The organism is Daejeonella oryzae DSM 19973 (assembly GCF_000422945.1).
Lineage (GTDB): Bacteria > Bacteroidota > Bacteroidia > Sphingobacteriales > Sphingobacteriaceae > Daejeonella > Daejeonella oryzae.
Window position 1 is genome coordinate 231837 of sequence record NZ_AUHA01000006.1, and the last position, 25849, is coordinate 257685.

General features: G+C 38.9%; 30 protein-coding genes. 14 read left to right on the forward strand and 16 right to left on the reverse strand.

All coding sequences use genetic code 11. The features are described 5' to 3' along the window. Positions 1-8: 8 nt before the first annotated feature. Genes G521_RS0111920 through G521_RS0111940 form a run of 5 tightly spaced genes read left to right on the forward strand, consistent with a single transcriptional unit; the run spans position 9 to position 3123 of the window. Positions 9-956, forward strand: coding sequence for a CdaR family protein (locus tag G521_RS0111920; RefSeq protein WP_026898747.1), 948 nt, complete (start codon positions 9-11; stop codon positions 954-956). Then, complete coding sequence (gene coaE, locus G521_RS0111925) at positions 956-1558, forward strand: dephospho-CoA kinase (protein WP_185095050.1); 603 nt, start codon at positions 956-958, stop codon at positions 1556-1558. Before G521_RS0111920 ends, coaE begins: the two co-directional genes overlap by 1 nt. Further along, entirely contained in the window at positions 1555-2502 is a 948-nt protein-coding gene (locus G521_RS0111930; protein ID WP_026898749.1) for an MBL fold metallo-hydrolase, read from the forward strand. The genes coaE and G521_RS0111930 overlap by 4 nt, the downstream gene beginning before the upstream one ends. Positions 2503-2540: 38 nt before the next feature. Beyond that, positions 2541-2660 carry a DUF5522 domain-containing protein gene (locus G521_RS18220; RefSeq protein WP_245580866.1) on the forward strand — a complete coding sequence of 40 codons (120 nt, stop codon included), beginning with the start codon at positions 2541-2543 and terminating at the stop codon, positions 2658-2660. 13 nt (positions 2661-2673) lie between these two features. Further along, complete coding sequence (locus tag G521_RS0111940; protein ID WP_026898750.1) at positions 2674-3123, forward strand: MarR family winged helix-turn-helix transcriptional regulator; 450 nt, start codon at positions 2674-2676, stop codon at positions 3121-3123. A 94-nt stretch (positions 3124-3217) separates the two neighbouring features. Here G521_RS0111940 and G521_RS0111945 read toward each other — a convergent pair whose 3' ends face one another. From G521_RS0111945 to G521_RS0111955, 3 genes are read right to left on the reverse strand one after another with little or no spacing between them, the layout of a single operon-like run. After that, positions 3218-3931: a ZIP family metal transporter gene (locus G521_RS0111945; protein WP_026898751.1), complete on the reverse strand. Its 714-nt coding sequence runs from the start codon at positions 3929-3931 to the stop codon at positions 3218-3220. After that, positions 3913-4491, reverse strand: coding sequence for a phosphatase PAP2 family protein (locus G521_RS0111950; protein WP_026898752.1), 579 nt, complete (start codon positions 4489-4491; stop codon positions 3913-3915). Before G521_RS0111950 ends, G521_RS0111945 begins: the two co-directional genes overlap by 19 nt. Next, positions 4484-5221, reverse strand: a complete 738-nt coding sequence (locus G521_RS0111955; protein ID WP_026898753.1) for an SAM-dependent methyltransferase — start codon at positions 5219-5221, stop codon at positions 4484-4486. The genes G521_RS0111950 and G521_RS0111955 overlap by 8 nt, the downstream gene beginning before the upstream one ends. A 123-nt stretch (positions 5222-5344) precedes the next feature. On the opposite strand from G521_RS0111955, the gene glmM reads away from it, so the two are divergent. The 5 genes from glmM to G521_RS17850 all read left to right on the forward strand — a co-directional run bounded on the left by glmM (position 5345) and on the right by G521_RS17850 (position 9064). Continuing rightward, entirely contained in the window at positions 5345-6736 is a 1392-nt protein-coding gene (gene glmM / locus G521_RS0111960; RefSeq protein WP_026898754.1) for a phosphoglucosamine mutase, read from the forward strand. A 52-nt stretch (positions 6737-6788) separates the two neighbouring features. Then, positions 6789-7925 carry a cysteine desulfurase family protein gene (locus tag G521_RS0111965; protein WP_026898755.1) on the forward strand — a complete coding sequence of 379 codons (1137 nt, stop codon included), beginning with the start codon at positions 6789-6791 and terminating at the stop codon, positions 7923-7925. An 81-nt stretch (positions 7926-8006) separates the two neighbouring features. Next, complete coding sequence (locus G521_RS0111970) at positions 8007-8234, forward strand: hypothetical protein (protein ID WP_026898756.1); 228 nt, start codon at positions 8007-8009, stop codon at positions 8232-8234. A 146-nt stretch (positions 8235-8380) separates the two neighbouring features. After that, the gene (locus G521_RS0111975; RefSeq protein ID WP_026898757.1) at positions 8381-8566 is read left to right on the forward strand and encodes a hypothetical protein; all 186 of its coding nucleotides are present in this window, start codon (positions 8381-8383) and stop codon (positions 8564-8566) included. Positions 8567-8719: 153 nt separating this feature from the next. Next, positions 8720-9064 (forward strand): hypothetical protein, encoded by a 345-nt coding sequence (locus tag G521_RS17850; RefSeq protein ID WP_026898758.1) that lies wholly within the window; start codon positions 8720-8722, stop codon positions 9062-9064. Between the two features lie 70 nt (positions 9065-9134). Here G521_RS17850 and G521_RS0111985 read toward each other — a convergent pair whose 3' ends face one another. Beyond that, positions 9135-10091 carry a DNA/RNA non-specific endonuclease gene (locus G521_RS0111985; protein WP_026898759.1) on the reverse strand — a complete coding sequence of 319 codons (957 nt, stop codon included), beginning with the start codon at positions 10089-10091 and terminating at the stop codon, positions 9135-9137. 121 nt (positions 10092-10212) lie between these two features. Continuing rightward, positions 10213-11058 carry an acetyl-CoA carboxylase, carboxyltransferase subunit beta gene (gene accD, locus G521_RS0111990; RefSeq protein WP_026898760.1) on the reverse strand — a complete coding sequence of 282 codons (846 nt, stop codon included), beginning with the start codon at positions 11056-11058 and terminating at the stop codon, positions 10213-10215. A gap of 243 nt (positions 11059-11301) precedes the next feature. Here accD and fbaA point away from each other — a divergent pair, with 243 nt between their 5' ends. From fbaA to G521_RS0112010, 3 genes are all read left to right on the forward strand, one after another. Beyond that, complete coding sequence (gene fbaA / locus G521_RS0112000; protein ID WP_026898761.1) at positions 11302-12381, forward strand: class II fructose-bisphosphate aldolase; 1080 nt, start codon at positions 11302-11304, stop codon at positions 12379-12381. 88 nt (positions 12382-12469) lie between these two features. Next, positions 12470-13120, forward strand: a complete 651-nt coding sequence (locus G521_RS17130; RefSeq protein WP_081675074.1) for a low affinity iron permease family protein — start codon at positions 12470-12472, stop codon at positions 13118-13120. Beyond that, positions 13101-13532: a GNAT family N-acetyltransferase gene (locus G521_RS0112010; RefSeq protein WP_026898762.1), complete on the forward strand. Its 432-nt coding sequence runs from the start codon at positions 13101-13103 to the stop codon at positions 13530-13532. Before G521_RS17130 ends, G521_RS0112010 begins: the two co-directional genes overlap by 20 nt. 37 nt (positions 13533-13569) lie before the next feature. On the opposite strand, the gene G521_RS0112015 is transcribed toward G521_RS0112010, so the two are convergent. The 5 genes from G521_RS0112015 to G521_RS0112035 all read right to left on the reverse strand — a co-directional run bounded on the left by G521_RS0112015 (position 13570) and on the right by G521_RS0112035 (position 17736). Further along, positions 13570-14427, reverse strand: a complete 858-nt coding sequence (locus G521_RS0112015; protein ID WP_026898763.1) for a hydroxymethylglutaryl-CoA lyase — start codon at positions 14425-14427, stop codon at positions 13570-13572. A 28-nt stretch (positions 14428-14455) separates the two neighbouring features. After that, complete coding sequence (locus tag G521_RS0112020; protein ID WP_026898764.1) at positions 14456-15763, reverse strand: NAD(P)/FAD-dependent oxidoreductase; 1308 nt, start codon at positions 15761-15763, stop codon at positions 14456-14458. Positions 15764-15807: 44 nt separating this feature from the next. After that, a complete protein-coding gene (locus tag G521_RS0112025) occupies positions 15808-16128 on the reverse strand; it encodes a 2Fe-2S iron-sulfur cluster-binding protein (RefSeq protein WP_026898765.1) in 321 nt (106 codons plus the stop codon). Between the two features lie 104 nt (positions 16129-16232). Beyond that, positions 16233-17237 (reverse strand): NAD(P)/FAD-dependent oxidoreductase, encoded by a 1005-nt coding sequence (locus tag G521_RS0112030; RefSeq protein WP_026898766.1) that lies wholly within the window; start codon positions 17235-17237, stop codon positions 16233-16235. Positions 17238-17292: 55 nt separating this feature from the next. Then, the gene (locus G521_RS0112035) at positions 17293-17736 is read right to left on the reverse strand and encodes a MarR family winged helix-turn-helix transcriptional regulator (protein ID WP_026898767.1); all 444 of its coding nucleotides are present in this window, start codon (positions 17734-17736) and stop codon (positions 17293-17295) included. 328 nt (positions 17737-18064) lie between these two features. Here G521_RS0112035 and G521_RS0112040 point away from each other — a divergent pair, with 328 nt between their 5' ends. Beyond that, positions 18065-20332, forward strand: coding sequence for a cation:proton antiporter domain-containing protein (locus tag G521_RS0112040; protein ID WP_026898768.1), 2268 nt, complete (start codon positions 18065-18067; stop codon positions 20330-20332). Positions 20333-20642: 310 nt separating this feature from the next. Here G521_RS0112040 and G521_RS0112045 read toward each other — a convergent pair whose 3' ends face one another. The 6 genes from G521_RS0112045 to G521_RS0112070 all read right to left on the reverse strand — a co-directional run bounded on the left by G521_RS0112045 (position 20643) and on the right by G521_RS0112070 (position 25588). Beyond that, positions 20643-21065 carry a DUF1801 domain-containing protein gene (locus G521_RS0112045; protein ID WP_036679157.1) on the reverse strand — a complete coding sequence of 141 codons (423 nt, stop codon included), beginning with the start codon at positions 21063-21065 and terminating at the stop codon, positions 20643-20645. A 47-nt stretch (positions 21066-21112) separates the two neighbouring features. Further along, a complete protein-coding gene (locus tag G521_RS0112050; RefSeq protein WP_026898770.1) occupies positions 21113-21931 on the reverse strand; it encodes an alpha/beta fold hydrolase in 819 nt (272 codons plus the stop codon). Positions 21932-22083: 152 nt separating this feature from the next. After that, a complete protein-coding gene (locus tag G521_RS17135; protein ID WP_051189721.1) occupies positions 22084-22587 on the reverse strand; it encodes a hypothetical protein in 504 nt (167 codons plus the stop codon). A 22-nt stretch (positions 22588-22609) separates the two neighbouring features. Further along, positions 22610-23374, reverse strand: coding sequence for a type I methionyl aminopeptidase (gene map, locus G521_RS0112060; RefSeq protein WP_026898771.1), 765 nt, complete (start codon positions 23372-23374; stop codon positions 22610-22612). Positions 23375-23725: 351 nt separating this feature from the next. Further along, positions 23726-24064, reverse strand: coding sequence for a hypothetical protein (locus G521_RS0112065; RefSeq protein ID WP_026898772.1), 339 nt, complete (start codon positions 24062-24064; stop codon positions 23726-23728). Positions 24065-24244: 180 nt separating this feature from the next. Further along, the gene (locus G521_RS0112070) at positions 24245-25588 is read right to left on the reverse strand and encodes an IS110 family RNA-guided transposase (RefSeq protein WP_036678713.1); all 1344 of its coding nucleotides are present in this window, start codon (positions 25586-25588) and stop codon (positions 24245-24247) included. Positions 25589-25849: the final 261 nt, after the last annotated feature.

A 25849-nucleotide genomic window follows, 5' to 3' on the forward strand; every position in this document is an offset into this window, starting at 1 on the left:
GCATTTCAATGCCCTTATTAAAACTAAGTAAGATAGAACGACACAGGCTTAGCCTGTTCATTTTTTGCCTTCTTTTTGCAATAGGAGCCTGGCTGTTTTTTGCCCTTTCTAACCGTTATGTATATCCGGTTAAAACGCTGGTGCAGTATATTGATTTTCCTCAGAATAAAGCCTTTAATCCTTTACAATCCGATACCGTTAAATTGCAGATTGAAGGCACAGGCTGGCAGCTTTTATTTTATAAACTGAGAATCAAGCCGCAGTCCATTAACGTGAATCTGCGCACATTAAATAAAAGAAACTATGTCACCATTACAGATCAGCTCGGGGATATAAACCGGCAGCTTGAATCAGAGCAAAAAGTGGTTTGGGTGCAACCCGATACTTTATATTTTGATTTTTCTACCCGCTCCATTAAAAAAGTACCTATTAAGGTGATTGAAAATATTTCATTTGTTGGTCAGTACGGCATTTCAGATAAAATTACAATGAATCCGGATTATGTTACTGTAACCGGCCCCTTAGAAGATCTGGTATTAATTGATGTATGGGAAACTGAAAAATTGGATTTGAAGGAAGTTAAAAACTCTGTTGCCACTAAGGTATATTTGAAAAAGCCTTCTAAAACCAATATCAATATTTACCCCTTAGCGGTTGATGTCAAAGTTCCGGTTGATGAATTTACCGAGATGACCGTGGAGGTTCCTGTTAAAATTCTTAATAACAAAGCTTTCCAGGATGTGAAGTTGCTTCCCGGAAAGGTGAAGATTACCCTGATGGCCGCCCTGAGCAATTATCCTAAAATTGATCGCACATCTTTTGATGTTCATGTGAATTTAGATAAGTGGAAAGAGAAGGGTGTCACCCAATTGCCGGTTCAGATCAGCCGCTTTCCGGATAACAGCAAAATACTTAGTGTGGAACCACAGGAAGTTGATTTTATAATCAGGAAATAATGCTTAAAATAGGTATAACAGGCGGAATAGGCAGCGGCAAAACTACAGCCTGCAAAGTTTTTGAGGTGTTAGGCATTCCCGTATTTTATGCTGATATAGTTGCAAAGAGCATAATGCTTACAGATAACATTCTGAAAGAAAATCTGATCGAGGCATTTGGTCCAGAAACCTATTTTCCTGACGGACAACTCAATCGCACATATATTTCTAAAATCGTTTTTAATGATGAGACACAACTCCGGCTTCTAAATAGTATAGTTCATCCCGCAGTTTTCAGATCTTTTGATCAATGGGTTTTATTGCAGCAGAATGTGCCTTATGTGTTAAAAGAAGCAGCTTTACTTTTCGAAAGCGGATCGTATAAAATGAGCGATTATAACATTCTTGTAATTTCGCCCGAGCCCCTTAAAATACAGCGGATTATAGAACGCGATCATATAACCGAGGCCGAAGTACGACTTAGAATGGACAAACAATTATCAGATAAACAGAAAGAGAAACTGGCTGATTTTATTTTATACAACGATGAAGAGCAATTAATGCTTACACAAATTTTGAATTTGCATGAACAGCTGATTGCTCTAAACCCCGTAACAGCATGATCATATCTGATTTTCTGGTGCTTAATGATTATGGCTTATATTGCCGTACCGGCGATTTTTATCTCGATCCAAAAGCACCTGTATTTAATGCAGTGATTTCTCATGCACATGGGGATCATGCCGTTCCTGGCAATGAGAATATTTATTGCACCGGGGCTACATCTGCAATTATGAATTTGCGTTATAAACGCAATGCCGGAAATAACTTTACTATCTGCGAATTCAACCATTCTTTTTTAATTAATGGGGTTGAGATTACTTTTATTCCTGCAGGCCATATTTTAGGCTCTGCTCAGGTTTTATTACAATATAAAGGAATTAAATATTTATATACCGGCGACTATAAATTGCAGGCTGATGAAACCTGCGAACCTATTGAATTTTCGGAGGCAGATGTGCTGATTACCGAAACAACATTTGCAGATCCGGATGTTCAGCATCCTGATCCGGTTAGTGAAATAGAAAAATTAAACCTTTCAGAGCATAACGTTCTGCTGGGCGCCTATTCTTTGGGCAAAGCCCAGCGTTTAATTAACCTAATTTCTGTTCATTGTCCGCAGCGAAAAATTTTGGTTCATCATGCTATTTTGCCTTTAAATAAGATCTATGAAAACTATAATTATTTGCCGGGTAAATACGAACCCTATAATCGCAAATTGATGAAAACGCCCGGTCAGAATTATGTATATCTTGTTCCGCCGATGACATTTGACAGTTACTTCAGGGCTAAAAATGTGGTCAGGGCATTTGCTTCCGGATGGAAAAGATTACAGCAGAATAATGACCTTGAAATTTATATTTCTGATCATGTAGACTGGAATGATATATTAGCTATGATTTCTGAAGTGAAGCCTAAAGAAATTTGGACCCTGCATGGTGATGGTACCAAACTTAAAGAGTATTTTAATAATCAAATTCCTATTAAAATCTTAAACAAGTGCTGATAGAAGGAGAGGATTTTTATTTAGATCCTAACGGGAATATGGTATTTACTGAAAAATATCATTTGAAAAGAGGCTATTGCTGTAAAAATAAATGCCGTCATTGTCCCTGGAAATACGGACAATCTACTGCAGAAGAAAACAAAAAAAACAAAAGTTAATCAGAGTTTAGAAATGAAACTGGAAAAGGAAATAGCTAGTAATAAGTTTGAAAATAACTACCATAAATCGGTGGTAAACATATTGTATACCTATGGCTGGGTTACTAATGTGCTTAGAAAGCGTTTCGATAAATACCATATTACCTTACAACAGTTTAATATCCTGAGAATTTTACGCGGACAACATCCAGAGCCGGCGACAGTCAACTTATTGAAGGAGCGCATGCTGGATAAAATGTCTGACGCATCGCGGATTGTGGAGCGGCTGGTTCAAAAAGGTTTGGTAAGCCGCTGCACGAATGAAAAGGACAGGAGATCTGTAGATGTTCTGATTACGCAGGAAGGTCTTGACATTCTGAAAAAGCTTGATTCTGAAATGAATGTGCAGGATGTTCTGAAACACAATCTGACAGAGGCAGAAGCCAGCCAGTTAAGTCATTTACTGGATAAATTAAGAGGCTAAGCGATTTTTAGATTGCTTTAATCATTCTCCGGAATCTCTGTACGCATCCGGAATTCAGTGTATATCATTCCCAAAACCAACGTTCAAAAAATAATTAGTGAATTAAAAATCCCGCAAGGGCTATTCCTACACCCAAAAGAACAGCTATTACTTTTTTGAGATTAAAACGGTGATCTACACTGGACTCGAACAGAATGGTGGTAGAAATATGAAGGAAAATTCCAATTACAACGCCCATAATACGGTCGAAATAAGTATCTATTCCGGCAAAAACACCTTGTCCGATTTCATAGCTAATAAAATATCCAAGCGGACACATAACCGCAAAAATCAGCAGAAATAAGATGGTTCCTACCTTGCTGATCTGGTTTTGTAAAAGCACGCTTCCAAGTGCAAATGCCGCCGGAATGTGATGAAGTGCAATACCAAACACCAATTCGTTATGATGGCCCTGCGCTAAGGGCATTCCTTCCAGAAAAGCATGCAAACATAAACTGAACATGATCCCGAAAGGAAATGCATAATGCGCATGGCTATGTTTATGAATATGGCCATGTTCAATACCTTCAGAAAATTGCTCCATCAGTATCTGCAGTAAAAATCCGCCAAGAATAAATAAGCCGATAGAATGATCACCAGCTTCGTATACTTCGGGCATGAGGTGAAGCACGGTAATGGCAAATAAATACGCTCCGCTAAACGAAAGAATTAATTTTAATCGCTGGGTATTGTCCCGCTTAAAAAGAAAAATTCCTGTTCCGCCTAAAAACGCACTTGCAAATAATAAGATCAGTTTCCAGTTTTCCATTTTCTGAAAGGTAAAGTGATTTTTAGAATAGCGGCCATTACGTATCCGATCATGCCTCCTACAAGTGCGCCGAATAATACATCAATTGGATAATGCACGCCCACATAGATTTGGGCAAAACATATAGATGCGGCCCATAAAAATGCCAGTGGAAAAATCAGTTTCCATCTGGTATAAAACATACTGATCAGAAAAAATGCCAGGGCAAAATGGTTGGCAGCGTGTGTAGATGGGAAACTAAATCCGCTGCCACAATTGATCAGGATCCGTACGTTGCTGCGTATTTCAGGATCATTACAGGGCCTTAGCCGTTCTACAGAAGGTTTTATTACCGAAGAAGTGAAGTAATCAGTTACGGCAAAAGTAAGTCCGAAGAAAAGCAGGAGTGACCAGCCAAGTTTGCCGTAATTTCTAACAAAGAAAATAGTTAAAAATAAATACAAGGGTATCCAAAAATACCGGTTTCGAAGCAAAGGCATTATCCAGTCAAAGAAAGGGTTGGATAAATCCCGGTTAATGAAGAAGAATAAGAATTCATCAAATTGCAATAAATCAGACATCCGCTTTCTTACATATAAATATTAAACGATCTGATTTGCACTCGTCAAAAGGTTGTAATGAATAATCGCCAAAATAATTTACAATTTCAAAACCGCTCTTCTTAAACATTCGCTCGAAATCGGCAAATGAAAATGAACTTACCTCTTCTTTAAAAGCATAATCCTTATTCTTATGTTCAAAGGAAATGCTTTTAACAATTTTATCGTTTACAATATTTTTGCTGATGTAGAAATCAATACCATCAATAGTTTTGGTTTCCTGTTGGGTAAGATGTTTTAAGATCTTTTCCCGGTTAAAATAATCCAGAATAAGGAGGCCATCCTTTTTTAATGATTTTCTGAAAGTCTTTAAAGAGTTAACATGATCTTTCTCGGTTTCAAAATAACCAAAGCTGGTAAACAGGTTAAATGCAAAATCAAAGTAATTTATGTAAAAAAGGTAGCGCATATCATGCACAAAAAAGCGAAGCTTGCTGTTTTCAAACTGCTGTGCATATTTAATGCTGGAAAAGGAAAGATCAATCCCGGTAACGTCATATCCTTTTTTATTAAGGTAATTTGAATGCCGCCCTCTGCCGCAGGCAATATCCAATAAGCGTGAATTTGCCCCGGGTTTTAAATAGGCGCAGAGGTTATCTATAAAAAATTCTGCTTCCTCGTCATTGCGCTGCTGATATAAAATATGATAGTATGGTGAGTTAAACCAGTTTTGAAACCACTTTTTAGGCATAAATAATCTGAAAATTTTGAGCCTCAAATATAAACAATTACTGTTTTGATCTACTGTCCGGCAGGTATTAGTTGACGGTTGATCTTTAATTGTTATTTTTGGCAACATTTAACTTAAGAAAAAGTGACTCTAATCAAATCAATTTCAGGCATTCGCGGAACTATTGGGGGTTTGGCCGGCGACGGATTAACCCCTGCAGATATTGTTAAATATTCGGTTGCCTTTGGCAATTGGGTTCTTTCAAATACCGGTAAAAATAAAATAGTTATAGGCCGTGACGCTCGTATTTCGGGAGATATGGTCAGGAATCTGGTAGTTGGAACTCTGCAGAGTATTGGCATTGATGTGATAGACCTGGGTTTATCAACAACGCCAACAGTTGAAATTGCGGTTCCCGCAGAAAATGCCGGCGGCGGAATTATTTTAACTGCAAGCCATAACCCAAAACAATGGAATGCTTTAAAATTATTAAATCATAAAGGTGAGTTTATTACAGATACAGATGGAAAAGCTGTACTGGAAATGGCAGATCGTACAGATATTTCTTATTCAGAAGTCGACAATCTGGGTTCTGTAAGTTTTGATAATACCTATATGCAAAAACATATAGATGCGATTTTGGCTTTGCCTCTGGTAGATGCTGAAGCTATAAAATCTGCAAATTTCAGCGTAGCTATAGATTGTGTAAATTCTTCAGGCGGAATTTTTGTTCCTGCACTTTTAGAGGCATTGGGAGTAAACACGGTTCACCGTTTGTATTGCGAACCGGATGGTCATTTTCCTCATAATCCGGAGCCATTGCCAGAGAACCTGACGGCCTTATCGGCTGAAGTAATCAGCAAAAAAGCAGATTTAGGTATTGCGGTTGATCCGGATGTAGACCGTTTGTGCTTTGTGTGCGAAAACGGAACTATGTTTGGCGAAGAATATACATTGGTGGCTGTTGCCGATTACGTGCTGCAGCATACCCCGGGCAATACGGTTTCCAATCTTTCATCCACCCGTGCTTTACGCGATGTTACCGAATCTGCCGGACAAATTTATAATGCTGCCGCGGTAGGTGAAGTAAACGTGGTTAATAAAATGAAAGAAACAAATGCCATTATAGGAGGAGAGGGAAACGGCGGAATTATTTATCCTGAATCCCATTATGGCCGCGATGCTTTGGTAGGTATTGCAATTTTTTTAACTCATCTGGCTAAAAGAGGAGGTAAGATTTCAGAAATGCGTGCTTCGTATCCTTCCTATTTTATATCAAAAAATAAAATTACCCTTACTCCCGAAATGGACATTGATGCGCTGTTGCTTCAGGTAGAAGAAAAATATAAAAATCAACCATATAGTACCATAGACGGTTTAAAAATTGAGTTTGGCAAACAATGGGTACATTTGAGAAAATCTAATACAGAGCCAATAATCAGGATCTATTCAGAGTCAGCTTCAGAACAGGAAGCTGAAAATCTGGCCAAAGAAGTAATAGAGGAGATTCATTCCGTTTTGCAGTTGCAGAATTAATCTTGCAGGAAATTCCATCATAAGATTTATACATTAATAATAGAAGTTAGCAATGCGTGTTTATTTTGATAATGCTGCTACCACTCCGGTAGATAAAGAAGTATTAAAGGAGATGTACCAGGTTATGGAAACCCATTATGGAAATCCATCTTCCATTCATGCCCATGGGCGTGAGGTACGCACTATTATCGAGAAGGCACGTAAAACAGTTGCAGCACTTTTGCATACCTCACCTTCGCAGATATTTTTTACATCTGGTGGAACGGAAGCCGATAATACGGCTATACGCTGCGGAATAGTTGATTACGGAATTAAGCACGCTATTACTACTCGTATAGAGCATCATGCAGTTGTTCATACTCTTGAAAATTTAGAAAAAAGCGGATTAATTAAATTGAGTTTCCTGGATGTGGATCAGAAAGGGAATGCCGATTTAAATCAGCTGGAAGAATTATTAAAGAACAATGAGCGCAGTTTTGTTTCTTTAATGCATGCCAATAATGAAATTGGAACCATTACCGATATCCAAAAGGCCGGAGAAATCTGTGAGCAATATAATGCCATTTTTCATTGCGATACGGTGCAAACAATGGGTCATTATTTACACGATCTCAGCAAGCTGAAAGTCCACTTTTTAGTTTGTGCTGCTCATAAGTTACATGGACCGAAAGGGGTTGGCTTTTTATATATCAACCAGAATATCAAAATAAAACCAATGATTTATGGCGGATCACAGGAGCGCAACATGCGTGGCGGAACAGAAAATGTTTACGGAATTGTGGGTTTGGCAAAATCTTTAGAACTGGCCTATCAGGATATGGATGAGCATCAGGCTCATATCCAGGGATTAAAAACCTATATGATGCAGCAACTTCAGGAAAACATTCCCGGCATTGAATTTAACGGAGAAACGGATCCTGATAAGAGTTTGTATACCGTTCTGAATGTTTCTTTCCCGGAGATGGATATGGCCGAAATGCTTCTTTTCAGCCTGGATATTGCCGGTATTTCTGCCTCCGGAGGCAGCGCCTGCAGTTCAGGAACAAATATTGGATCGCACGTATTAACAGGCATCCGGGCAAATCCAAACCGTCCGGCCGTTCGTTTTTCGTTCAGTAAATTTAATACGAGGGACGAAGTTGATTATGTGGTAGAGAAGGTGAAAGAAATTTGTCTGGAAAAAGCATAGCAAAGTTTTATAAAATCGAAATCAATTTCCATAGAGTTTTGTTCTAATAGTACAATATCGTACAGCTTTAAAATTTATATTATGGAAAATGAAAATTTAAATCCCGATAATAAAACTCCTCAGGAACTGGAAGAAATAAAAAGGAAGAAATTAGAATCAGAAAATAAGGACGCATCTGAAAATGTAACCACTAAGGAGGAAATAGAAGATATTACTAAAGTTTCTCATGATCGTGGCTCTCCTCATTCTCAACCTTCCCGCACACACGATAAAGCATTTGGAACCGATCATGAACCCGGAACCATATAAAAAGTTAAAGAGCCGAAAGGCTCTTTTTTATTTTCAACGGAAAATTATGAACTGAAAATGAATCCTTTATATGCAGATAATTTAAACCAAATTATCTTTTTGGTCGTTTTATAGATAATGAATTAATAAGTTTTAAAACTACTGCTATGGAAAATGAAAATTCAAAATCTGATATTAAAACTGATGCGGAATTGGAAGAACTGAAAAAACAGAGTGCATCAGAAAAAAAAGGTAAGCATAAAGTTAGCAGGGATCATGATTTTACTCATACACATCCAACCCATGCCAAGCATAAATCTTTCGGAACGGATCATGAACCCGGTACCATATGAGTTTGAACAGGGAGCCGGAGCAGCTCCTTTTTTAATGGTTTAAAAGTATAATTATTTACAAAAATTAAATTATCTTCAATAATAATAAAACAATAGGCAGGTGCTTAAGTGTTTAGCTAATAATTGTTTAATAACCATCTCAACAAAAAAAACATGGCCACATTTAATTTTTTTAGCTTAAATGATCAGGAGGAGACTTTAAGTAATTGTATTAACCTATTGACCCCTTATATGGAGATTGCTGATGCTGCCATACCTGAGATCAAATCAGAAACCCTTCTTCGGGATGAGGAATTTCTGACACACGGAGCTGTTTTTCCCTCAGAAATGCTGAATATTAACCTGATGCCCGGTCCGGGAGATGAGGATGATGATGATGACGACGATGAATTAATTCCGGTGAAAGATGATGATGAGGATGATGTAGACCTTTTCGAAGATGATGAAGAACCCTTGAATATTGACGATGATGAGGACGATGACGATGATACTTTTTAAAATCATAGTCAATCATTAAATCCCTTAAACAAATAATATAATTTTAAAAAAGCTCCATTTGGGGCTTTTTTTAGTCCAAAATTATTCCCTGAAGTTCAAAGTCTAAAGAACGATCTTCAACTGCGTTGCGTGAAAGTAGTTTAGATACTTCTATGCGTTTATAAATAATTTCCCGTGCATCATCATTTTCATATGGAAAATGGACCCCTTTAGTTTTAAAGCCCATTCCTGAAATCTTCTTGATCATTTTTACATTTACCTGGAAAGTACCGGCTTTTTTAAAATCCATAAAATATTCTTCTTTAGAAGGTATTTTAAACGGTTCCGTAATTTCAATGGTTTTATCCTTTATGAGCAGTTGTTTGTGGCTCATCATAAAACCAACGCAGGTTAATCCATGGGTCCCTTTAAAATAAATTACTTTCCAGAATGCACAGGGAATACGAACTGTTTCTCCATTTACTTTGTGAATAAAAATAGGGTCATTATCCTTGAGTACTGGTCCGGTCATAACTGAAACGTGCAGATTATGGATGTCAGCCTGAGTTTTTAAAATATACTGCTCTAATAGTTTCCATGCTCCTTTATTTAAAAGTGAATGCTGGGGTACGCAATTTGTAAAATAAAATGTGTCTTTGGCAGCCTGTAATTTTTCATCCTCAGAACCCCACAAAATTTCCTGAAAACTGGTTAAATGTCCCTGATCAAAATCGTTTTTTGATTGCCCGGATACAGATTTTACTGCATGATATAACTCATTCCCAAACTGAGAATTTTCGGTTAAATGAATAGTGTCTTTAATAAAATTTCCTTTCCGAATTATAGGCTGCCACGTATTGCCATCAACATTGGAGGCGCTGATTATGGCAAATTTCCGCTCCTTATGCATCACGATGCTGTGATGAGTATATTTTATTTCAAATTGCTTTGTGTTTTTTAGTCCTGTTCTTTGTGAAGAAAGTTTTCTGGACATGCGTGGAAGTGGAACTGTGAAGCCTTTAATAAAGTTGCGCTTATATCCTTTCATAATCAGGTCTTTAACCTAATATCAGGAATTAAAGGCTAAAAGTCAATTTCCGGGAAAAGCAAAAGCCTGATGCTTTTTTAAGATCAGGCTTTTAATAAATTTGATATAACCAGATGGAAATTTAATTTTTCATCATTTTCAGAAAAGTAGTCAGCTTTTCCTTCATTTTTCTTCGGTCTACAATGAAATCCAGAAATCCATGTTCCTGAACAAATTCTGCAGTTTGAAAACCTTTCGGCAAATCTTTCTTAATAGTTTCTTTAATTACTCGCGGTCCGGCAAACCCTATTAATGCGCCCGGCTCTGAAATATTAATATCGCCCAGCATAGCATATGAAGCCGTTACACCACCAGTTGTAGGATCTGTTAATAAAGAGATGTAAGGTATTTTCGCCTGACTTAACAGCGCCAGTTTTGCCGAGGTTTTAGCCATTTGCATTAAAGAAAAAGCCGCTTCCATCATTCGTGCACCTCCTGATTTTGAGATCATCATGAATGGGATTTTATGCTTGATGCTGTAATCAATAGAACGGGCAATTTTTTCTCCAACAACCGAACCCATAGAGCCGCCTATGAAATTAAAATCCATGCAGGCAATCACCAGATCCTGATCATTTATTTTACCTACTCCGGCACGGATTGCATCATTTAAACCGGTTTTAATATAACTTTCTTCTAAACGTTGGGTGTAAGCCTTACTATCCTGAAAATGCAAGGGGTCGCCGGAGCGAAGATTGGCGAACAACTCAGTATATTCATTATTATCAAAAAGTATTGAAAAATACTCTTTAGAACCTATACGTAAATGGTAGTTGCAATATTGGCAAACGTAGTTATTTTCTACCTGCTCGGCATAATGCAACGCTTTTTTGCATGAAGGGCATTTATTCCACATGCCATCCGGTGCTTCTTTTTTATCTTCTGTAGAAGTTATAATCCCTTTTTTATCTCTCTTGAACCAGGCCATTTTATTGGATAAGTGAAGCTACAAAGAAACAAAAATTTTGAGAACCTTGTATGTATATAATCCCGACAGGAAAATGCCTGCATTAAAAATATACTTTAGAAAGTTTTGCTTTTATTAACTTGTGCCCGATCAGTAATTTCAACACATCTTATAAATTCAGATGTTATTATTGAAATCAATTTAGAGCATCTGCTTGCTGTTTGAATAAAATTTATAATTTCGATATAATTTAAATTAAACCACATGGATCTTAAAAATTACAAAGGCGTTTTACATGGCGATTCTGTACAGGAATTGTTTGAAATAGCTAAAAAGCATCAGTTTGCTTTGCCTGCAGTAAACGTAATTAATACTAATTCTATAAATGCAGTAATGGAAACTGCCAAAGCTGTAAACTCTCCGGTTATCATTCAGTTATCTAATGGGGGAGCTCAGTTTTATGCCGGAAAATCTCTTAATAATGATGGTTTACAAGCCTGCATTTTAGGCGGCGTTTCAGCAGCACAGCACGTTCATTTATTAGCCGAGCATTATGGAGTTGCAGTTATTCTGCATACAGACCATGCCGCTAAGAAATTACTTCCATGGATAGATGGTTTATTGGATCACGGGGAAAAATTCTTTGCCCAGCACGGTAAGCCTTTATATTCATCTCATATGCTTGATCTTTCTGAAGAGCCAATTGAAGAAAATATCGAGATCAGTAAGAAATACCTGGAGCGCATGCGTGCAATGGGAATGACGCTAGAGATTGAATTAGGCGTAACAGGCGGCGAGGAAGATGGAGTAGATAATACAGAGGTGGATAGCTCCAAGCTATACACACAGCCTTCTGAAGTAGCTTATGCTTATAAAGAGCTGATTACTGTGAGTGATAAGTTTACCGTTGCTGCTGCTTTTGGAAATGTTCACGGGGTTTATAAGCCGGGTAATGTAAAGTTGCAGCCTGTAATTTTGAAAAACTCTCAGGATTATGTGCGCAAGGAGTTCAATATAAATGCTGAAAAGCCGGTAAATTTTGTTTTCCACGGAGGCTCAGGCTCAACTCAGGAAGAAATTCGCGAAGCAATTTCTTACGGAGCTATCAAAATGAATATTGATACAGATATGCAATGGGCATTCTGGGAAGGCATTAACGAATATTATAAAAGCAAAAAGGATTATTTACAAAGTCAGATTGGAAACCCTGATGGTGCAGATTCTCCAAATAAAAAATATTATGATCCGCGTGTTTGGTTACGCAAAGGCGAGGAGAATTTCGTGAAGCGTTTAACTCAGGCATTTGACGATCTGAACTGTTTGAACGTAAACGACAGGCTTTAATAAAAATTAATATAATCCCGCATATTCCTTTGCGGGATTATATTCTAATGCATTGTAAACAGTTCTATAACAACCGGAAATAACTGCAATGGACAAAAAAAAGAATACAAATTTTTTTGAACACTTTGCGAACCGCATGACTGCTTTTACAGGCAGTTCCTATGCGTTTATTACCGCAGTTACCATTGTGATTTTATGGGCTTTTACCGGACCTGTGTTTGATTTCTCTGAGACATGGCAACTGGTAATTAATACCGGAACTACCATTATTACTTTTTTAATGGTATTTCTCATTCAGAAAACCCAGAACAAAGATTCAAAAGCTATCCAGCTTAAATTAAATGAGTTGATTGCTGCCAATGCAAAGGCAAGTAACAGAATGGTGGATATTGAGGATCTTACAGAAGAGGAATTGGATGAAATTCACGAGTTTTATAAGAAGCTTTCTGCATTAACCAAAAAAGAAATCGACATACATCAGTCGCATTCTATTGATGCTGCCGAGAAAATTCACCGGATAAAAAAAATAAATTCTCCGGCAGCGGAACCTAAACCCGGAAAGATATTTCATCAAAAAAAAAATGATCCGGCTGTTAATCCTAGCACAAAGGCTCAGCCATCCAGCACTGAAATCAAGCAGGCCAGTCCGGCTGCTGAAAACACTAAAAAAAGAAGGAACTATTCGGGCCGCTCTAAAAATAAAATAACACCCCCAACAAATGATTCAAAAGAAGATTGACGCTTTTAAAGTTTCTGAAAAAAATGATCTGGATAAAGTTTTCGCAATTCGCAAAGAGGTTTTTGTAGTAGAACAAAACTGCCCACCAGAGCTCGAATGGGAATTTGAAGAAGAGTCAACCCATTTTCTGGCAACAGTAAATAATGAACCCGCCGGAGCCGCACGATGGCGTAAAACTTCAAAAGGATTTAAACTGGAACGTTTCGCCGTTTTAAAAGAACATCGCAAAATAGGCGTAGGGCCTCTGCTTGTTAAAACGGTGCTGTCAGATCTTCCCCCGGATGCGGATTTTATTTATCTGCATGCTCAATTACTGGCGATGAGCCTGTATGAAAAGTTTGGTTTTATAAAGGAAGGCGAGCAGTTTGAAGAGGCCGGTATTCAGCATTATACCATGGTTCTCAGGAAATAAATTATTCTGGATTAAGTGCCATAACCCGGAAGTCACGCTATTTATTCTGTTGGAATACTTCTTCCGAAAATTCCATAGCTTCATGCCATTTATCCATATCCAGATTTAATATTTCATTTTTACTTTCCAGGAAACTGATAATATTTTCTGTGGCTATATTACCGGTTAAGTTATCAGAGGCCATTGGGCAGCCGCCGTATCCTTTTAAGGCACTGTCAAAACGTTTGCAGCCGCTTAAATAAGCAGCCTCAATTTTTTCTTTCCAGGAAGCAGAGGTGCTATGTAAATGAACTCCAAATTCAACGTCTGAAAATCTCTTTACCAGGTGTGGGAATAGATAATTGATGTTTTCAGGTGTGGAAACTCCTGTTGTATCTGCAAGTGAAATGATTTTTACTCCCCGGTTTACCAGTTCTTCTGCCAGTTCTTCCACAATCTCATGACTCCATGCATCCCCGTAAGGATTTCCAAATCCCATTGAAAGATAAACCACAGCCGTTTTTTGGTGAATACAGCAAAGTCTTATTAATTCATCAACAGTGTGTAATGATTGCTTAATACCTGAATTGGTGTTACGCTGCTGAAAAGTTTCGGATACCGAAAATGGAAATCCCAGATAATTAATTTGAGGATGCAAAAGCGCATTTTCTACTCCGCGGATGTTAGCTACAATAGCCAGTAATTTGGTAGGCGTAGAATGAAGGTCCAGTTGTTCTAAAACCTCTACCGTATCTTTTAACTGCGGAATGGCTTTAGGCGAAACAAAGCTTCCAAAATCTATGGTGTCAAATCCTACTTTTAATAGTAAATTGATGTATTCGGCTTTAATATCTGTTGGAATAAAATCATGCAATCCCTGCATTGCATCACGCGGACACTCTATAATTTTGATCATGATTTATATTTTTAGAGATACTAAGGTATTATTTTGCCAGGGGATCTTCAGTCATTGATTCTCGGCTAAATCTTCTGATAATTAATCGGGTGCCCCGGTCAAAACTAAAGTAACTCCAAACCCAGTTAACAAAGGTTACCACTTTATTTCTGAACCCAACCAATGACATTAAGTGAACAAACATCCATACAAACCAGGCAAAAACTCCCTGGAAACGGATTTTGCCAATATCAACAACCGCTTTGTTTCTTCCAACGGTGGCCATTGACCCTTTATCATTGTATTTAAAAGGTTCAGGCTGCTGATTATTTATAATCTTAAGAAGGTTTTTTGCCAGCGTTTTTCCCTGCTGAATAGCTGCGGGAGCAACTCCAGGATGACCATTCGGATATTCATCGCTTACCATTGCAGCCACGTCTCCCAGAGCATAAATACAATCCAATGAGGGGATTTTATTGAACTCGTCTACCCTTATTCTTCCTCCGCGTACCAGCATATCCGGAGAGATTCCATCAATTATGCTGCCTTTCACTCCTGCAGACCATAATACGTTTTTGGAAGGAATTGACTGCCCGCTTGAAAGCGATATCTGCTTTCCGTCATAACCCAGTACCCTCACATTAGTTAAAACGGTTACGCCCATTTCTTCCAAGAAATCTTTGGCCTTGCGGGAAGCAGTTGCCGACATGGATCCCAGTAAATCAGGCGAACCTTCAATAAGGTATATATCCATATTATTAATGTCCAGCTCGGGATAATCGTTGGGCAAAACATGCATTTTTAATTCAGCCAGAGCTCCGGATAATTCAACTCCCGTGGGTCCGCCGCCAACTACCACAAAATTCATTAATGAATCTTTGATGTGTGCGTCCTGTTCAATCAGGGCTTCCTCCATATTCTGGAGAATCATACTTCGTAAATTAAGCGCCTCGGGAATGGTTTTCATAGCCATGCTATAATGTTCCACCTCTTTCTGACCAAAAAAATTAGTGTCAGAACCGGTAGCCAATACCAGGTAATCATACTTTATATCGCCAATACTGGTTTCAAGAATTTTGCGCTCAGGAATAACTTTTTGAACTTCAGCAACCCTGAAGGTGAAGTTTTTATATCCTTTAAAAATTTTTCGTAATGGAAAAGCTATTGAATCAGCTTCTAAACCGCCGGTAGCAACCTGGTAAAGTAAAGGCTGAAATGTATGATAATTATGCCTGTCGAGCATTAAAACCTGTACATCTTTATTTTTTAGTCTTTTAGCTAACTCTATTCCCCCAAATCCCCCGCCAACAATTACTATTCTGGGCTGGGCACTAACAGGTAAGGATTTTTCGGCCATAATCTTTGATTAAAATTCTGTGCAGATTAAACGCTGTACAGGTATTATTGTTCGTCTCCGCGGATGCGAAACACCATACCGTTCAGCGTTTCATCAATGCGGATCTGGCAGGCAAGCCTGCTGTCAAAACCTGCATCGGGTAAAGTGTCAAGCATGTCCATTTCTTCATCACCGGCATGAGGCAAATCTTCCAGACCACGTAAAACCTGTACGTGGCAGGTAGCGCATAAAGCCATACCGCCGCAGGTTGCCAGAATGTTGTAATCGGAAGCCTTCAGAACTTCCATTAAACTAAGGCTGATCTCTTCAGGAACTTCTACTTGTTTTTGCTCGCCATCGCGATCTTCGACTGTAAATTCAATCATTAGTATCCGGAATTATATAGCTAATTCCCAAGCTTTATGGTAAGTTATCAGTCTGAGCCTGCCGGACTACATGTACTAAACAAGCTCAGACTGACAGGCATTTATTAAAATTCGTTTACTCCGTAAACAGTTGTGTATTTAAAACTAAGTTTCTTGTCAGGATAAACGTATTTGAAAGCACTCTGAACCATTAAAGCCGCTTCGTGAAATCCACATAAGATCAATTTTAATTTGCCGGGATACGTATTGATATCGCCAATAGCGTAAATACGCTCCACATTGGTCGAATAATCAAAAGTGTCAACCTGTATAGCAGATTTATCAATGTTTAATCCCCACTCGGCAATTGGCCCTAATTTGGGACTCAATCCAAAAAGCGGAATTAAAAAGTCTGTAGTAAGAGTTTTTGAAACTTTATCTCTACCAATTACCGAAACCGATTCCAGATTCCCGTTACCGGAAACACTTACCAGGTTAGACTGTAAAATCAGATCAATTTTACCTTCCTGCGCCAGTTCGAAAACTTTTTCAGCTGAATCCGGTGCGCCGCGGAACGTATCGCCACGGTGAATTAAGGTAACTCTTTCGGCAATGTCTGATAAGAAAATAGTCCAGTCAAGGGCAGAATCACCGCCGCCGGCTAAAATAACCTTCTTGTTTCTGAAGTGCTCGGGGTTTTTAACCATGTACTCCACACCTTTGCCTTCAAAATTCAGCAAACCTTCTATTTCCGGTTTGCGGGGTTCAAAGCAGCCTAATCCACCTGCAATCACAACAGCCTGACAATGGATTGTAGAACCATCGCTGGTTCCTACCATAAATGAACCATCCTCTTGCTTATCCAGAGTTTCCACCCGTTCTCCCAATGTAAAACCCGGATGAAAAGGTGCAATCTGCTCCATGAGTTTTTCTACCAGCTCCTGAGCTTTAACTTCAGGATATCCAGGAATGTCATAGATGGGTTTATGAGGATAAATCTCTGACAATTGACCGCCCACCTGTGGCAAGGTATCAATTAAGTGGCATCGCATTTTAAGCAAGCCTGCCTCAAATACGGCAAATAACCCAACAGGGCCGGCGCCTATAATGCAAATATCAGTTGTAATCATTTTTTTAATATTGAATTGTTGTTATCAGTTATGCTTTCCGGATTTGATTGGAGGATTAATTTCCTTTCACATCTAAATTGTTATAAATGGTATCCAGTATACGTTTTAAATTTTTGTAATCTTCTTCGGTTAAATTTTCCCAGGCCTTCATTCTGATCTCTGCCATTTTAGGGCTCCATTCTGCAACATGGTGCTTGCCAAGTTCTGTAAGATGGATTGTAAAACTTCTGCGGTCGGCCGGATGGATGCGCCTTTCGGTGAGTCCTTTTTTACATAAAAGGTCGATTATTCGGGTAAGAGTTGGATGATCTTTCTCTGTAATTTCAGCCAGCTGACTTTGGTTCAGATCGTTGTTCTGGTTCAGATTTTTAAGAATCAGCCATTGGTCTACAGTGATATCGTAATTTTCAGCATTAAAGCGGCGCTGGGCGTACTGCTTTACCTTGCGTGCAGTGCGATCCAGAAGATCTCCATACGTACTGAAACGGTCTGTTGACATGTTAATAATTAGTGCAACAAATATCTTTAAAATGGCATCAAAATGCAAGAAATTATATAATTATAATGTCCTTTTTCATAGCAATACTTTGTATAAAAGATTTGCAGGCAGTTAAGAACCAGGTTTATAATGATAAGAAGAGAGCAAAAAGCCAAGATCTAAACGCTTTAATTAATTTTAATTGTTATATTCTTCGGGTTCATCATGCAGTTCGGGCAGCATATGAATTTTAATATTATTGAAATGTTTTCTCAGATCAGAAGCAGGATATCTTAAAATTGAGGCATTACGGTTTCCTGGGATACAGGTTACTTACAAAAGAAAAAGAATGGGTCATTTACCAAAATTAATAGAAGATTTAGCACTAATTCTGATTGTTGGAGCAATTACCACCTTATTATTCAGAAGAATAAAACAGCCTTTGGTATTGGGATATATCATTGCCGGGTTTCTTGTCGGACCGCATTTATCATTAACCCCAACAGTAGTAGATACTACCAATGTGAAAACGCTGGCCGAAATCGGAGTTATATTTTTGCTGTTCAGCCTGGGACTGGAGTTTAGTTTTAAAAAATTGGTGAGGGTAGGAGGCTCGGCCTCTATCACAGCCTTTGTTGAAATTATTTTCATAACGGTTACCGGTTATTTTGTAGGCCAATGGATGGGCTGGTCAACTATTGACAGTTTGTTTCTGGGCGGAATGCTGGCAAGTTCCTCAACAACAATTATTATTAAAGCTTTTGATGAGCTGGGCGTAAAAACAAAACATTATGCCCGGGTAGTTTTTGGCGTGCTGGTAGTAGAAGATATTGTGGTGATTTTGCTGATGGTACTTCTTTCCACGGTAGCAGTTACCCAGCAATTTGAAGGCTCCGAAATGCTGTTTACGGTGGGCAAACTACTGTTCTTTCTTCTCTTATGGTTTATTGCCGGAATTTTTCTTCTGCCTACATTTTTAAGAATTGTGAAGCCGCTTCTGGATGAGGAAACCCTTCTGATTCTTTCAATTGGCCTTTGTCTTGGAATGGTAATGATTGCCACACAGGTTGGCTTTTCTGCGGAGCTAGGCGCTTTTATCATGGGTTCTATACTGGCCGAAACAACCAAGGCCGAAAAAGTAGAGCATTTATTAAAGCCTGTAAAAGATCTCTTTGGTGCTGTATTTTTTGTATCGGTGGGAATGTTGATTGATCCCGTTACGATTATGGAATACCGCTGGCCCGTTTTATGGGTTACGCTGTTAACCCTGTTCGGGAAATTTTTCAGTACAACCATCGGAGCTTTGCTTTCCGGGCAACCGCTTAAACAATCGGTGCAGGTTGGAATGAGTATGGCTCAGATTGGTGAATTTGCATTTATTGTGGCAGCGCTGGGTCTTTCTCTTGGTGTTACCAGCGACTTTATATTTCCGGTAGCTGTAGGTGCGTCGGCAATTACCACCTTTACTACGCCCTACATGATTAAATTCTCGCCAAAGTTTTACGATTTTATTGTTCGCATTTTGCCGCCAAAATGGCTTTTAGCATTAAATAACTACTCTTCGGGCGCTCAAAATATTCAGGCGGAAAGCAACTGGAAAAAAGTGATCAAGGCATATCTCAACATTGTGATCACTAATGGAATTATCATTCTGGCCATCATGTTAATATCCCTGGAATTTCTTCTTCCGTTTTTAAATTCAAACACCGGTGATCCCATGATCGCTAAGATCATTACACTGCTGGTTTCTCTGGCTGTTTCGGCTCCTTTTTTATGGGCCTTAATGGCAAAACGGCCCAACAATATGAGTTACAAAGAATTATGGCTCGATAAGCAATATAACCACGGGCCCTTATTAATATTAGAAATTTCAAGAAATGTGGCGGGCATGCTCATTATTAGTTTTTGGGTAAACAGGTTGTTTTCAACCATGGGTGTAATTTTTATTGCGGTGCCTGTAACGGTAGCCGTACTGCTGGTATTTTCTCAAAAAATGCAAAAGTTTTACCAGCGGCTGGAGGGAAGGTTCATTACTAATTTAAATGAACGTGAAAGGGCAGCTGAAGAAGAACGTAATTCAGAAAATATTTTAAGTCAGCATTTTAATCCCGGATCAGATCCTTCCTCATGGAGTGTTCACATGGTAGATATGGTGGTAGATCAGCAGGCTACTTATGTGGGGAAAACCCTGGAGCAACTGGCGTGGCGTGAGCACTTTGGAATCAACATTGCCTATATTAAACGCGGAGAAAAACTGATTTATGCCCCCGGAAGAACCAACAAATTACTGCCTTTCGACCATCTGGGCATTATTGCTTCTGATGCAGAGATGCAGGTGTTTAAACCCGTATTTGATACGATAGAAGAACCAGATGTAGCCGAACATAGTATTGAGGATATCATCGTTCAAAAAATTGTGGTCGATGAAAACAATAAGCTCAAAGGTTTAACTGTGAGAGATTCGGGCATACGTGAGCGCACCAACGGCCTGGTTATAGGCATTGAAAGAAAGGATGAAAGAATAATCAATCCAAACTCTCAAACCGTTTTCGAATGGGGTGATGTTGTTTGGATTGTAGGAGAGAGAAAGAAAATTCAGATGCTTAATAATGCCTGAGACCTGCCAGTAAACTGAAGCAATTTTTTGATTATTGATCCCGTCAGTAATTCCGCTAAAATCAAGCTCCAAAGCACTCGTCTTAAGATTGCAATGATGGAGAACACATGTCATACCGGGCCTGACCCGGTATCTCAATCATCCTGTAAAATCCTTTCATTCATGAGATTGCGGGTCGAGCCGCAAGGACAAAACACGGCGGGTCAAGGCCTCCGAAAGAAACACAGCACCTACTAATAAAGGAATGATAATGGTGGTTTTCGATTGGTCAGTATAAATGATTTTTTTCAACATGTACCTATGAATGGCTTTATTTAGCTAATGAGGCTTCAATTATTCCTTTCAGAATGGTTTGATCAACATCCTCCAGCTTATTAATGTACAGGCAACCAACGCCTGTTTTATGTTTACCCAGCTTTGCCAGCGCATCGGCATGTTCATGGATACCTACGCTAATGTATAAAGACAAATTTGCTTTACGCGGAGAAAAACCGATGCGCAGCCAGTCAACCTCCCGGCCGGTGGTGGGGCTTTTGTATCGCTTAATACCAAAACCAATGATAGAATTGCTCCATAAAAGAGGCTCTTCTCCACTGGCTTTTTTCATCATGTCCAAAAGTAAAAAACTGTCTTTTCGCTTCTGTTCATCGGTTATCGCATTAATAAAATCCTCTACACTTTCCGTGGTTGGTTTTGTTTTTATTTCAACCAGTTTAGATTTTTTCTCAGCCATTTTAATTCGTCTTTGGGTGATAAGGGGTTGAAATACCGGTTTGTTAATTATTCTTCAATTGATGCTCTATGCTTCCCGTTCAGAAAATTCTCCAGTATCGGAATTATAAAGTCGCTGTTTTTGTAATTGGGTTTTAAACTGGTTATCTCACCGATATATTCGCCGTGTCCACCAGGAATAATGGCTAATTTACAATCAGAAATCAGTTTGGACATGGCTGCCACATGTTCGGTAGTAGCCACGTCCGTATCTCCGTTTATAAGAAGAACAGGAGATTTTATTGACTTGAGTTGTTCATCCGGAACGTCTTTAAATTTAATCATTCTGCTGGCGCACTTCTGATACATGGTCATAAGTTTTGAACTATCTGGATTAAGTTCCAGAAACGCCTCTTTATATTGACGGGGCATTTGCTCAAAAGTTCCGTTTTTCATAAATTCCCAGAACTGAGGAAATGTACCTTCACGTTTTAATAGTACGGATGCGGCAATAATTTTATCGCAGAGTTGCGGATGTCTGATTGCAATCTGCAAAGCCGTATTGCCGCCATTGCTGAATCCAAATATGTCAGCCTTCTCTATGCCGAGATTTTTTAAAAGTGCTGCAACATCATCTGCATCCTGTTCAAACGAAATTTCCGAGTTTCTGTCGCCGGTACGGCCGTGAGCCTGTAATTCAACACATACCAATTGCCTGTCTTTTGAAAACAAAGGGATAATTCTGCCAAACGAAGTCTGAATGGTAGAACCACCTCCATGAATGAGCACAAGAGGTTTTCCCTGACCATAAATCTCATAATACATTTTAATGCCATTTACATCCGAATAACCATTCTTAAAATTCAAACTGCCGATTGCTGTTTCCATTTTATGATTAATTATAACTGGTTTTTTGCTGACCTTACACGAGATTAGAATCAGAACGCTCAAAGCGAAAATTGTAAATTTCTGTTTCATTTCTGGATCTCTGATTGTACCCGGTAATTGTTATCTATAAAGATAATGGGTTGAGGCTCTCATTAGTCAGGTATTTTTGCATGTTCTACCGCAAGTACTTTATGGTTATCAAATTTAATAATTAAGTTATGAAACATAAAGCCAAGTCCGCCGCCGCCCATTCCCATAGTATAAACCCATTCACCATCTGTGTTGACCGAATTCGCAATTCCTAGAATCTGTTTTACCTGACTTGTATCTTTACCAATCAGAATTTTGCTTTCAATCAGATCATTAGCCATTTGATATCGCTTTTCCCGGTCTTTCATCCATTTCAATTGGTTGAAATCCAAGCTGTGTTCATACGTTATTCCGAACAATAAAGCGGCTATTAGTCCGGCATAAATAAAAGGAATACCAAACAAAGTTGCTGCCCAGGTCGCAATTTTCCTGATGCCCTCATTCCTGATGTATCTCCTGAACAAATGGCGCCATAAGAAAAACGTGGTTAACCCGATCAGGAAATAAATGATATACACTTCGGTACTTAGTCCAAAGAAAGCGGGTATAAAAAGAAATTGAATCATTCAAACGGCATAATGAATTTTGTCAGTTCCAGATATCGTTCATCTCTGTCAGAATAACCGGAATCCCATCTGTAACAATAATTGTATGTTCGTGCTGCGCCATAAAGCCGCCTTTGTTTCCGGCCATTGTCCAGCCATCCTCCAGGGTTTCGGCATAAGTTGATGTTGTGGATATAAAAGTTTCGATGGCAACAACAGAATTTTTCTTGAATCTCGTCAGGTTAAACCGGTCCCTGTAATTCGCTATTTCGCCCGGTTCTTCGTGGAGACTTCTGCCTATTCCGTGTCCGGTCAGGTTTTTAATTACTTTATAACCACGCTTCTTCGCTTCCGTTTCTATCAGATAGCCTATATCTGAAATGCGTATGCCGCCTTTTATATGGTTGATGGCTTTGTGCAGAATCTGTTTGGAAGCGTCTACCAGATTTTGGTGCCGGTTGATATCTTCTCCAAGTACAAATGAATTTCCATTGTCAGACCAAAAGCCGTTAAGCTCGGCCGAAACATCAATATTAACCAGATCTCCTTCTTTCAGTATTCTTTTATCCGAAGGAATGCCGTGACAGAATTCATTATTGATGCTGATACAGGTAAAACCGGGAAAATCATAAGTGAGGTACGGCGCTGAATGTGCTCCAAAATCCGAAAGTATTTTTGCACCATAGTTGTCTAATTGCTTTGTACTCATACCGGGCTGAGCATAGCTGCTCATTTCCTTCAACGTAAGGGCAACGGCTTCACTTGCCTTTTTCATACCCATCAGTTCAAATTCGTTTGATATAGACATATTCGTTTTTTCTGCTGTTGGAAAAATAGAGAAAATAGAAAGATTTACTCTTTTAAAATAACAGGATGCTAAGATTTTTATTTTAATCTTTTAGTAAGAATCTGTTTATTCTATGGAAGAATGAGAAGCTAAGGTCTCTTGTCGAAAACTTTGCTATTTCTTTTTTTCTTTGTGGACAAATGAGTTTATGATGCATAACGGTTTGGGCTTATTGCAGTTACGGCATTAAATGCACCTCACGTTAAAGCCAGCACTAATGTAGTAGATAGCAGCCAAATAAGATAAATCACTTCACCATAAATTGCACAGAGACGATTGTTATGCGCTGACATTATTTAGTCACACTTGCGATTACTCCTTAATCTTTTTGTAATGGCTTTTCCACCCGTACCCAACCACGGCTAATTGCTGAGAGACGTTTTCATAAGTCTGGTCGTCGGGAGAATGGAGTGTTACCTCGTGTCGTTTTGGCTCTGGCTGATGGATAACCAGCGACTTTCCTTCCCATGTTTTAAACTCCTTGCTCATTTCAACCTTGGCACCTAAAAGTCTCCCCTTATCGAAATAGTAAAGAATTTTCTCCTTGCCTGGCTTCTCGACTGCTACCCTCAGTAGGTCATTGTTAGCCGCTGTTTTAAACTCAAGGTAGAATGTTTCTTCGTAGTTTCCTAGCTCACTGCTCCAGCCCATTAGTTTGGATGTGTCATTTTTGAGTTTTCCGACTTGGTTGTCAATTGCTATAATAAACTTCTCTAAGTCAATGGATGTCTGCGAGTACCCCTTAAAACAAGCAACAATGAGTAAAATTGTTGTATTCTTTTCATTTTCAAGCTTTTTATGTTTCTGACTAACGTTTTATAACTCCTTGATTTACAATTGCAAATTAAGCTCGTCCGTCCTGATGTCAAACCTAGCAATTAGCTTTTTCATTTCCTGAACTTTCCTCTTTCTTTTCTGATCTAGAAATTCATAAGTGGTCTCGGCTCTGTAAGGGACTTTTTTTACCAGCATGTTCCAAATAATAACAGCCAGTTTTCTGGCTGTTGCAGATATAGCCGACACACGTCCCTTTCTGAAAGCGATGCGCTTAAAGAAATTGGACAGAGCTGTATCTTTCAGATTTCCTATGGCATTGGCGGCATTTCGAAGGGCTATTTTTAACCGGTTACTTCCTTTAGGTATTTTATTACTCAGTACTTTGCCTCCGCTTATTTTATTATTGGGCGAAAGTCTTAACCAACTGGAAAACTGCTTGGCTGATTCAAACTTATGTATCCCATTGCCTACCTCGCTCATCAGAGTGAGTATAGTGGAATAGCTTACTCCTTCAATTGCCAGCAGGTCTATCCCCTCAAAATATTGATAAGAGAGCAGGTTGATGTCCATGTTCTTGGGCGTATTCTTATTTACTTTCTTGTAAACTTTTTTATCAATGGCATGCTGCTTTTTATTGTCGTCCTGGCCAATCTGTTCATTCAGGAGCTTTTCGATTTCACCATCGCATTCTGTAATTTTTGACTGCAGGTTTTGGTACATCTGGTATTCATGACCCAGTGCAAACAAGTAATCTTTTCTCCCGTTCCATTGTAAGGCTTTGGCAATCTCCTCTTTTGATTTTTTACAATTGCCATGGCGGTAAGCAGCTAGTCTTTCCGGATTGGTTTCTCCCTTGCAAATGGCATCGATCATGGCAAGCCCCGAGAGACCGGCTACATCTTTGACTACCACATCCAGACGCAGATTCAGTAGCCGTAGATACTTCTGCATTTTCTTAGTAGTGCCTGCTGCCTGTTCTAATAAATTAGTCCGGTGCCTGCAATAGGTGCGTAACTGCTCCGTGGCTTCATCCGGTAAAAAGCTTCCGCTTAATAAACCTAATGTATGTAGTTTTTGAATCCACTGACAATCCTGTACATCCGTTTTCTTTCCCTTAATGTTTTTAGTGAACTTGCCGTTGCACAGAATTACCTCCAACCCTGCGGACTGAAGCGCAGCATATAGACTTTGCCAATAAGTGCCTGTACTTTCCATAGCCACAGTTCTGATTCCATTACCTAAAAACCACTGGGCCATTTCTAATAAATTCTCATTGTAAACACCAAACTCCCTGACATCAGATTCTGCCTGACCGATAGCTGCATAATGTGACCGGCTTCCAACATCAATCCCAGCAGCACAAGGATTGATCACTTCCATAGATACTTTTTTGCTCATAAAACATCTTTTTGATTTGAAAAAATGCCCTAAGGGAATGTATCTTTGACATGTAATTATTCTGAACGGGGTAGCAAATCTGCTCCACCACTGAAATCATCTCAAAGCCTTTTTGTTACAGCAGAAAGGCTTTTTACATTCCAACCAGGATTGCACCCGGGCTATAATGCGCCAGTTTTAAAATCGGTCTCGCAAAGGGCAATTAGAAAGGTACTAACGTTAGCTGTGGAAATCAATTTTTTGGTCGAAATAGGGAGGATT

Bases quoted from the DNA above. Each gene is read 5' to 3' on its own strand.
- G521_RS0111920 (WP_026898747.1), top strand. From the start codon at position 9: ATGCCCTTATTAAAACTAAGTAAGATAGAACGACACAGGCTTAGCCTG.
- coaE (WP_185095050.1), top strand. From the start codon at position 956: ATGCTTAAAATAGGTATAACAGGCGGAATAGGCAGCGGCAAAACTACA.
- G521_RS0111930 (WP_026898749.1), top strand. From the start codon at position 1,555: ATGATCATATCTGATTTTCTGGTGCTTAATGATTATGGCTTATATTGC.
- G521_RS18220 (WP_245580866.1), top strand. From the start codon at position 2,541: ATGGTATTTACTGAAAAATATCATTTGAAAAGAGGCTATTGCTGTAAA.
- G521_RS0111940 (WP_026898750.1), top strand. From the start codon at position 2,674: ATGAAACTGGAAAAGGAAATAGCTAGTAATAAGTTTGAAAATAACTAC.
- G521_RS0111945 (WP_026898751.1), bottom strand. From the start codon at position 3,931: ATGGAAAACTGGAAACTGATCTTATTATTTGCAAGTGCGTTTTTAGGC.
- G521_RS0111950 (WP_026898752.1), bottom strand. From the start codon at position 4,491: ATGTCTGATTTATTGCAATTTGATGAATTCTTATTCTTCTTCATTAAC.
- G521_RS0111955 (WP_026898753.1), bottom strand. From the start codon at position 5,221: ATGCCTAAAAAGTGGTTTCAAAACTGGTTTAACTCACCATACTATCAT.
- G521_RS0111965 (WP_026898755.1), top strand. From the start codon at position 6,789: ATGCGTGTTTATTTTGATAATGCTGCTACCACTCCGGTAGATAAAGAA.
- G521_RS0111970 (WP_026898756.1), top strand. From the start codon at position 8,007: ATGGAAAATGAAAATTTAAATCCCGATAATAAAACTCCTCAGGAACTG.
- G521_RS0111975 (WP_026898757.1), top strand. From the start codon at position 8,381: ATGGAAAATGAAAATTCAAAATCTGATATTAAAACTGATGCGGAATTG.
- G521_RS17850 (WP_026898758.1), top strand. From the start codon at position 8,720: ATGGCCACATTTAATTTTTTTAGCTTAAATGATCAGGAGGAGACTTTA.
- G521_RS0111985 (WP_026898759.1), bottom strand. From the start codon at position 10,091: ATGAAAGGATATAAGCGCAACTTTATTAAAGGCTTCACAGTTCCACTT.
- accD (WP_026898760.1), bottom strand. From the start codon at position 11,058: ATGGCCTGGTTCAAGAGAGATAAAAAAGGGATTATAACTTCTACAGAA.
- fbaA (WP_026898761.1), top strand. From the start codon at position 11,302: ATGGATCTTAAAAATTACAAAGGCGTTTTACATGGCGATTCTGTACAG.
- G521_RS17130 (WP_081675074.1), top strand. From the start codon at position 12,470: ATGGACAAAAAAAAGAATACAAATTTTTTTGAACACTTTGCGAACCGC.
- G521_RS0112010 (WP_026898762.1), top strand. From the start codon at position 13,101: ATGATTCAAAAGAAGATTGACGCTTTTAAAGTTTCTGAAAAAAATGAT.
- G521_RS0112015 (WP_026898763.1), bottom strand. From the start codon at position 14,427: ATGATCAAAATTATAGAGTGTCCGCGTGATGCAATGCAGGGATTGCAT.
- G521_RS0112020 (WP_026898764.1), bottom strand. From the start codon at position 15,763: ATGGCCGAAAAATCCTTACCTGTTAGTGCCCAGCCCAGAATAGTAATT.
- G521_RS0112025 (WP_026898765.1), bottom strand. From the start codon at position 16,128: ATGATTGAATTTACAGTCGAAGATCGCGATGGCGAGCAAAAACAAGTA.
- G521_RS0112030 (WP_026898766.1), bottom strand. From the start codon at position 17,237: ATGATTACAACTGATATTTGCATTATAGGCGCCGGCCCTGTTGGGTTA.
- G521_RS0112035 (WP_026898767.1), bottom strand. From the start codon at position 17,736: ATGTCAACAGACCGTTTCAGTACGTATGGAGATCTTCTGGATCGCACT.
- G521_RS0112040 (WP_026898768.1), top strand. From the start codon at position 18,065: ATGGGTCATTTACCAAAATTAATAGAAGATTTAGCACTAATTCTGATT.
- G521_RS0112045 (WP_036679157.1), bottom strand. From the start codon at position 21,065: ATGGCTGAGAAAAAATCTAAACTGGTTGAAATAAAAACAAAACCAACC.
- G521_RS0112050 (WP_026898770.1), bottom strand. From the start codon at position 21,931: ATGGAAACAGCAATCGGCAGTTTGAATTTTAAGAATGGTTATTCGGAT.
- G521_RS17135 (WP_051189721.1), bottom strand. From the start codon at position 22,587: ATGATTCAATTTCTTTTTATACCCGCTTTCTTTGGACTAAGTACCGAA.
- map (WP_026898771.1), bottom strand. From the start codon at position 23,374: ATGTCTATATCAAACGAATTTGAACTGATGGGTATGAAAAAGGCAAGT.
- G521_RS0112065 (WP_026898772.1), bottom strand. From the start codon at position 24,064: ATGGGCTGGAGCAGTGAGCTAGGAAACTACGAAGAAACATTCTACCTT.
- G521_RS0112070 (WP_036678713.1), bottom strand. From the start codon at position 25,588: ATGAGCAAAAAAGTATCTATGGAAGTGATCAATCCTTGTGCTGCTGGG.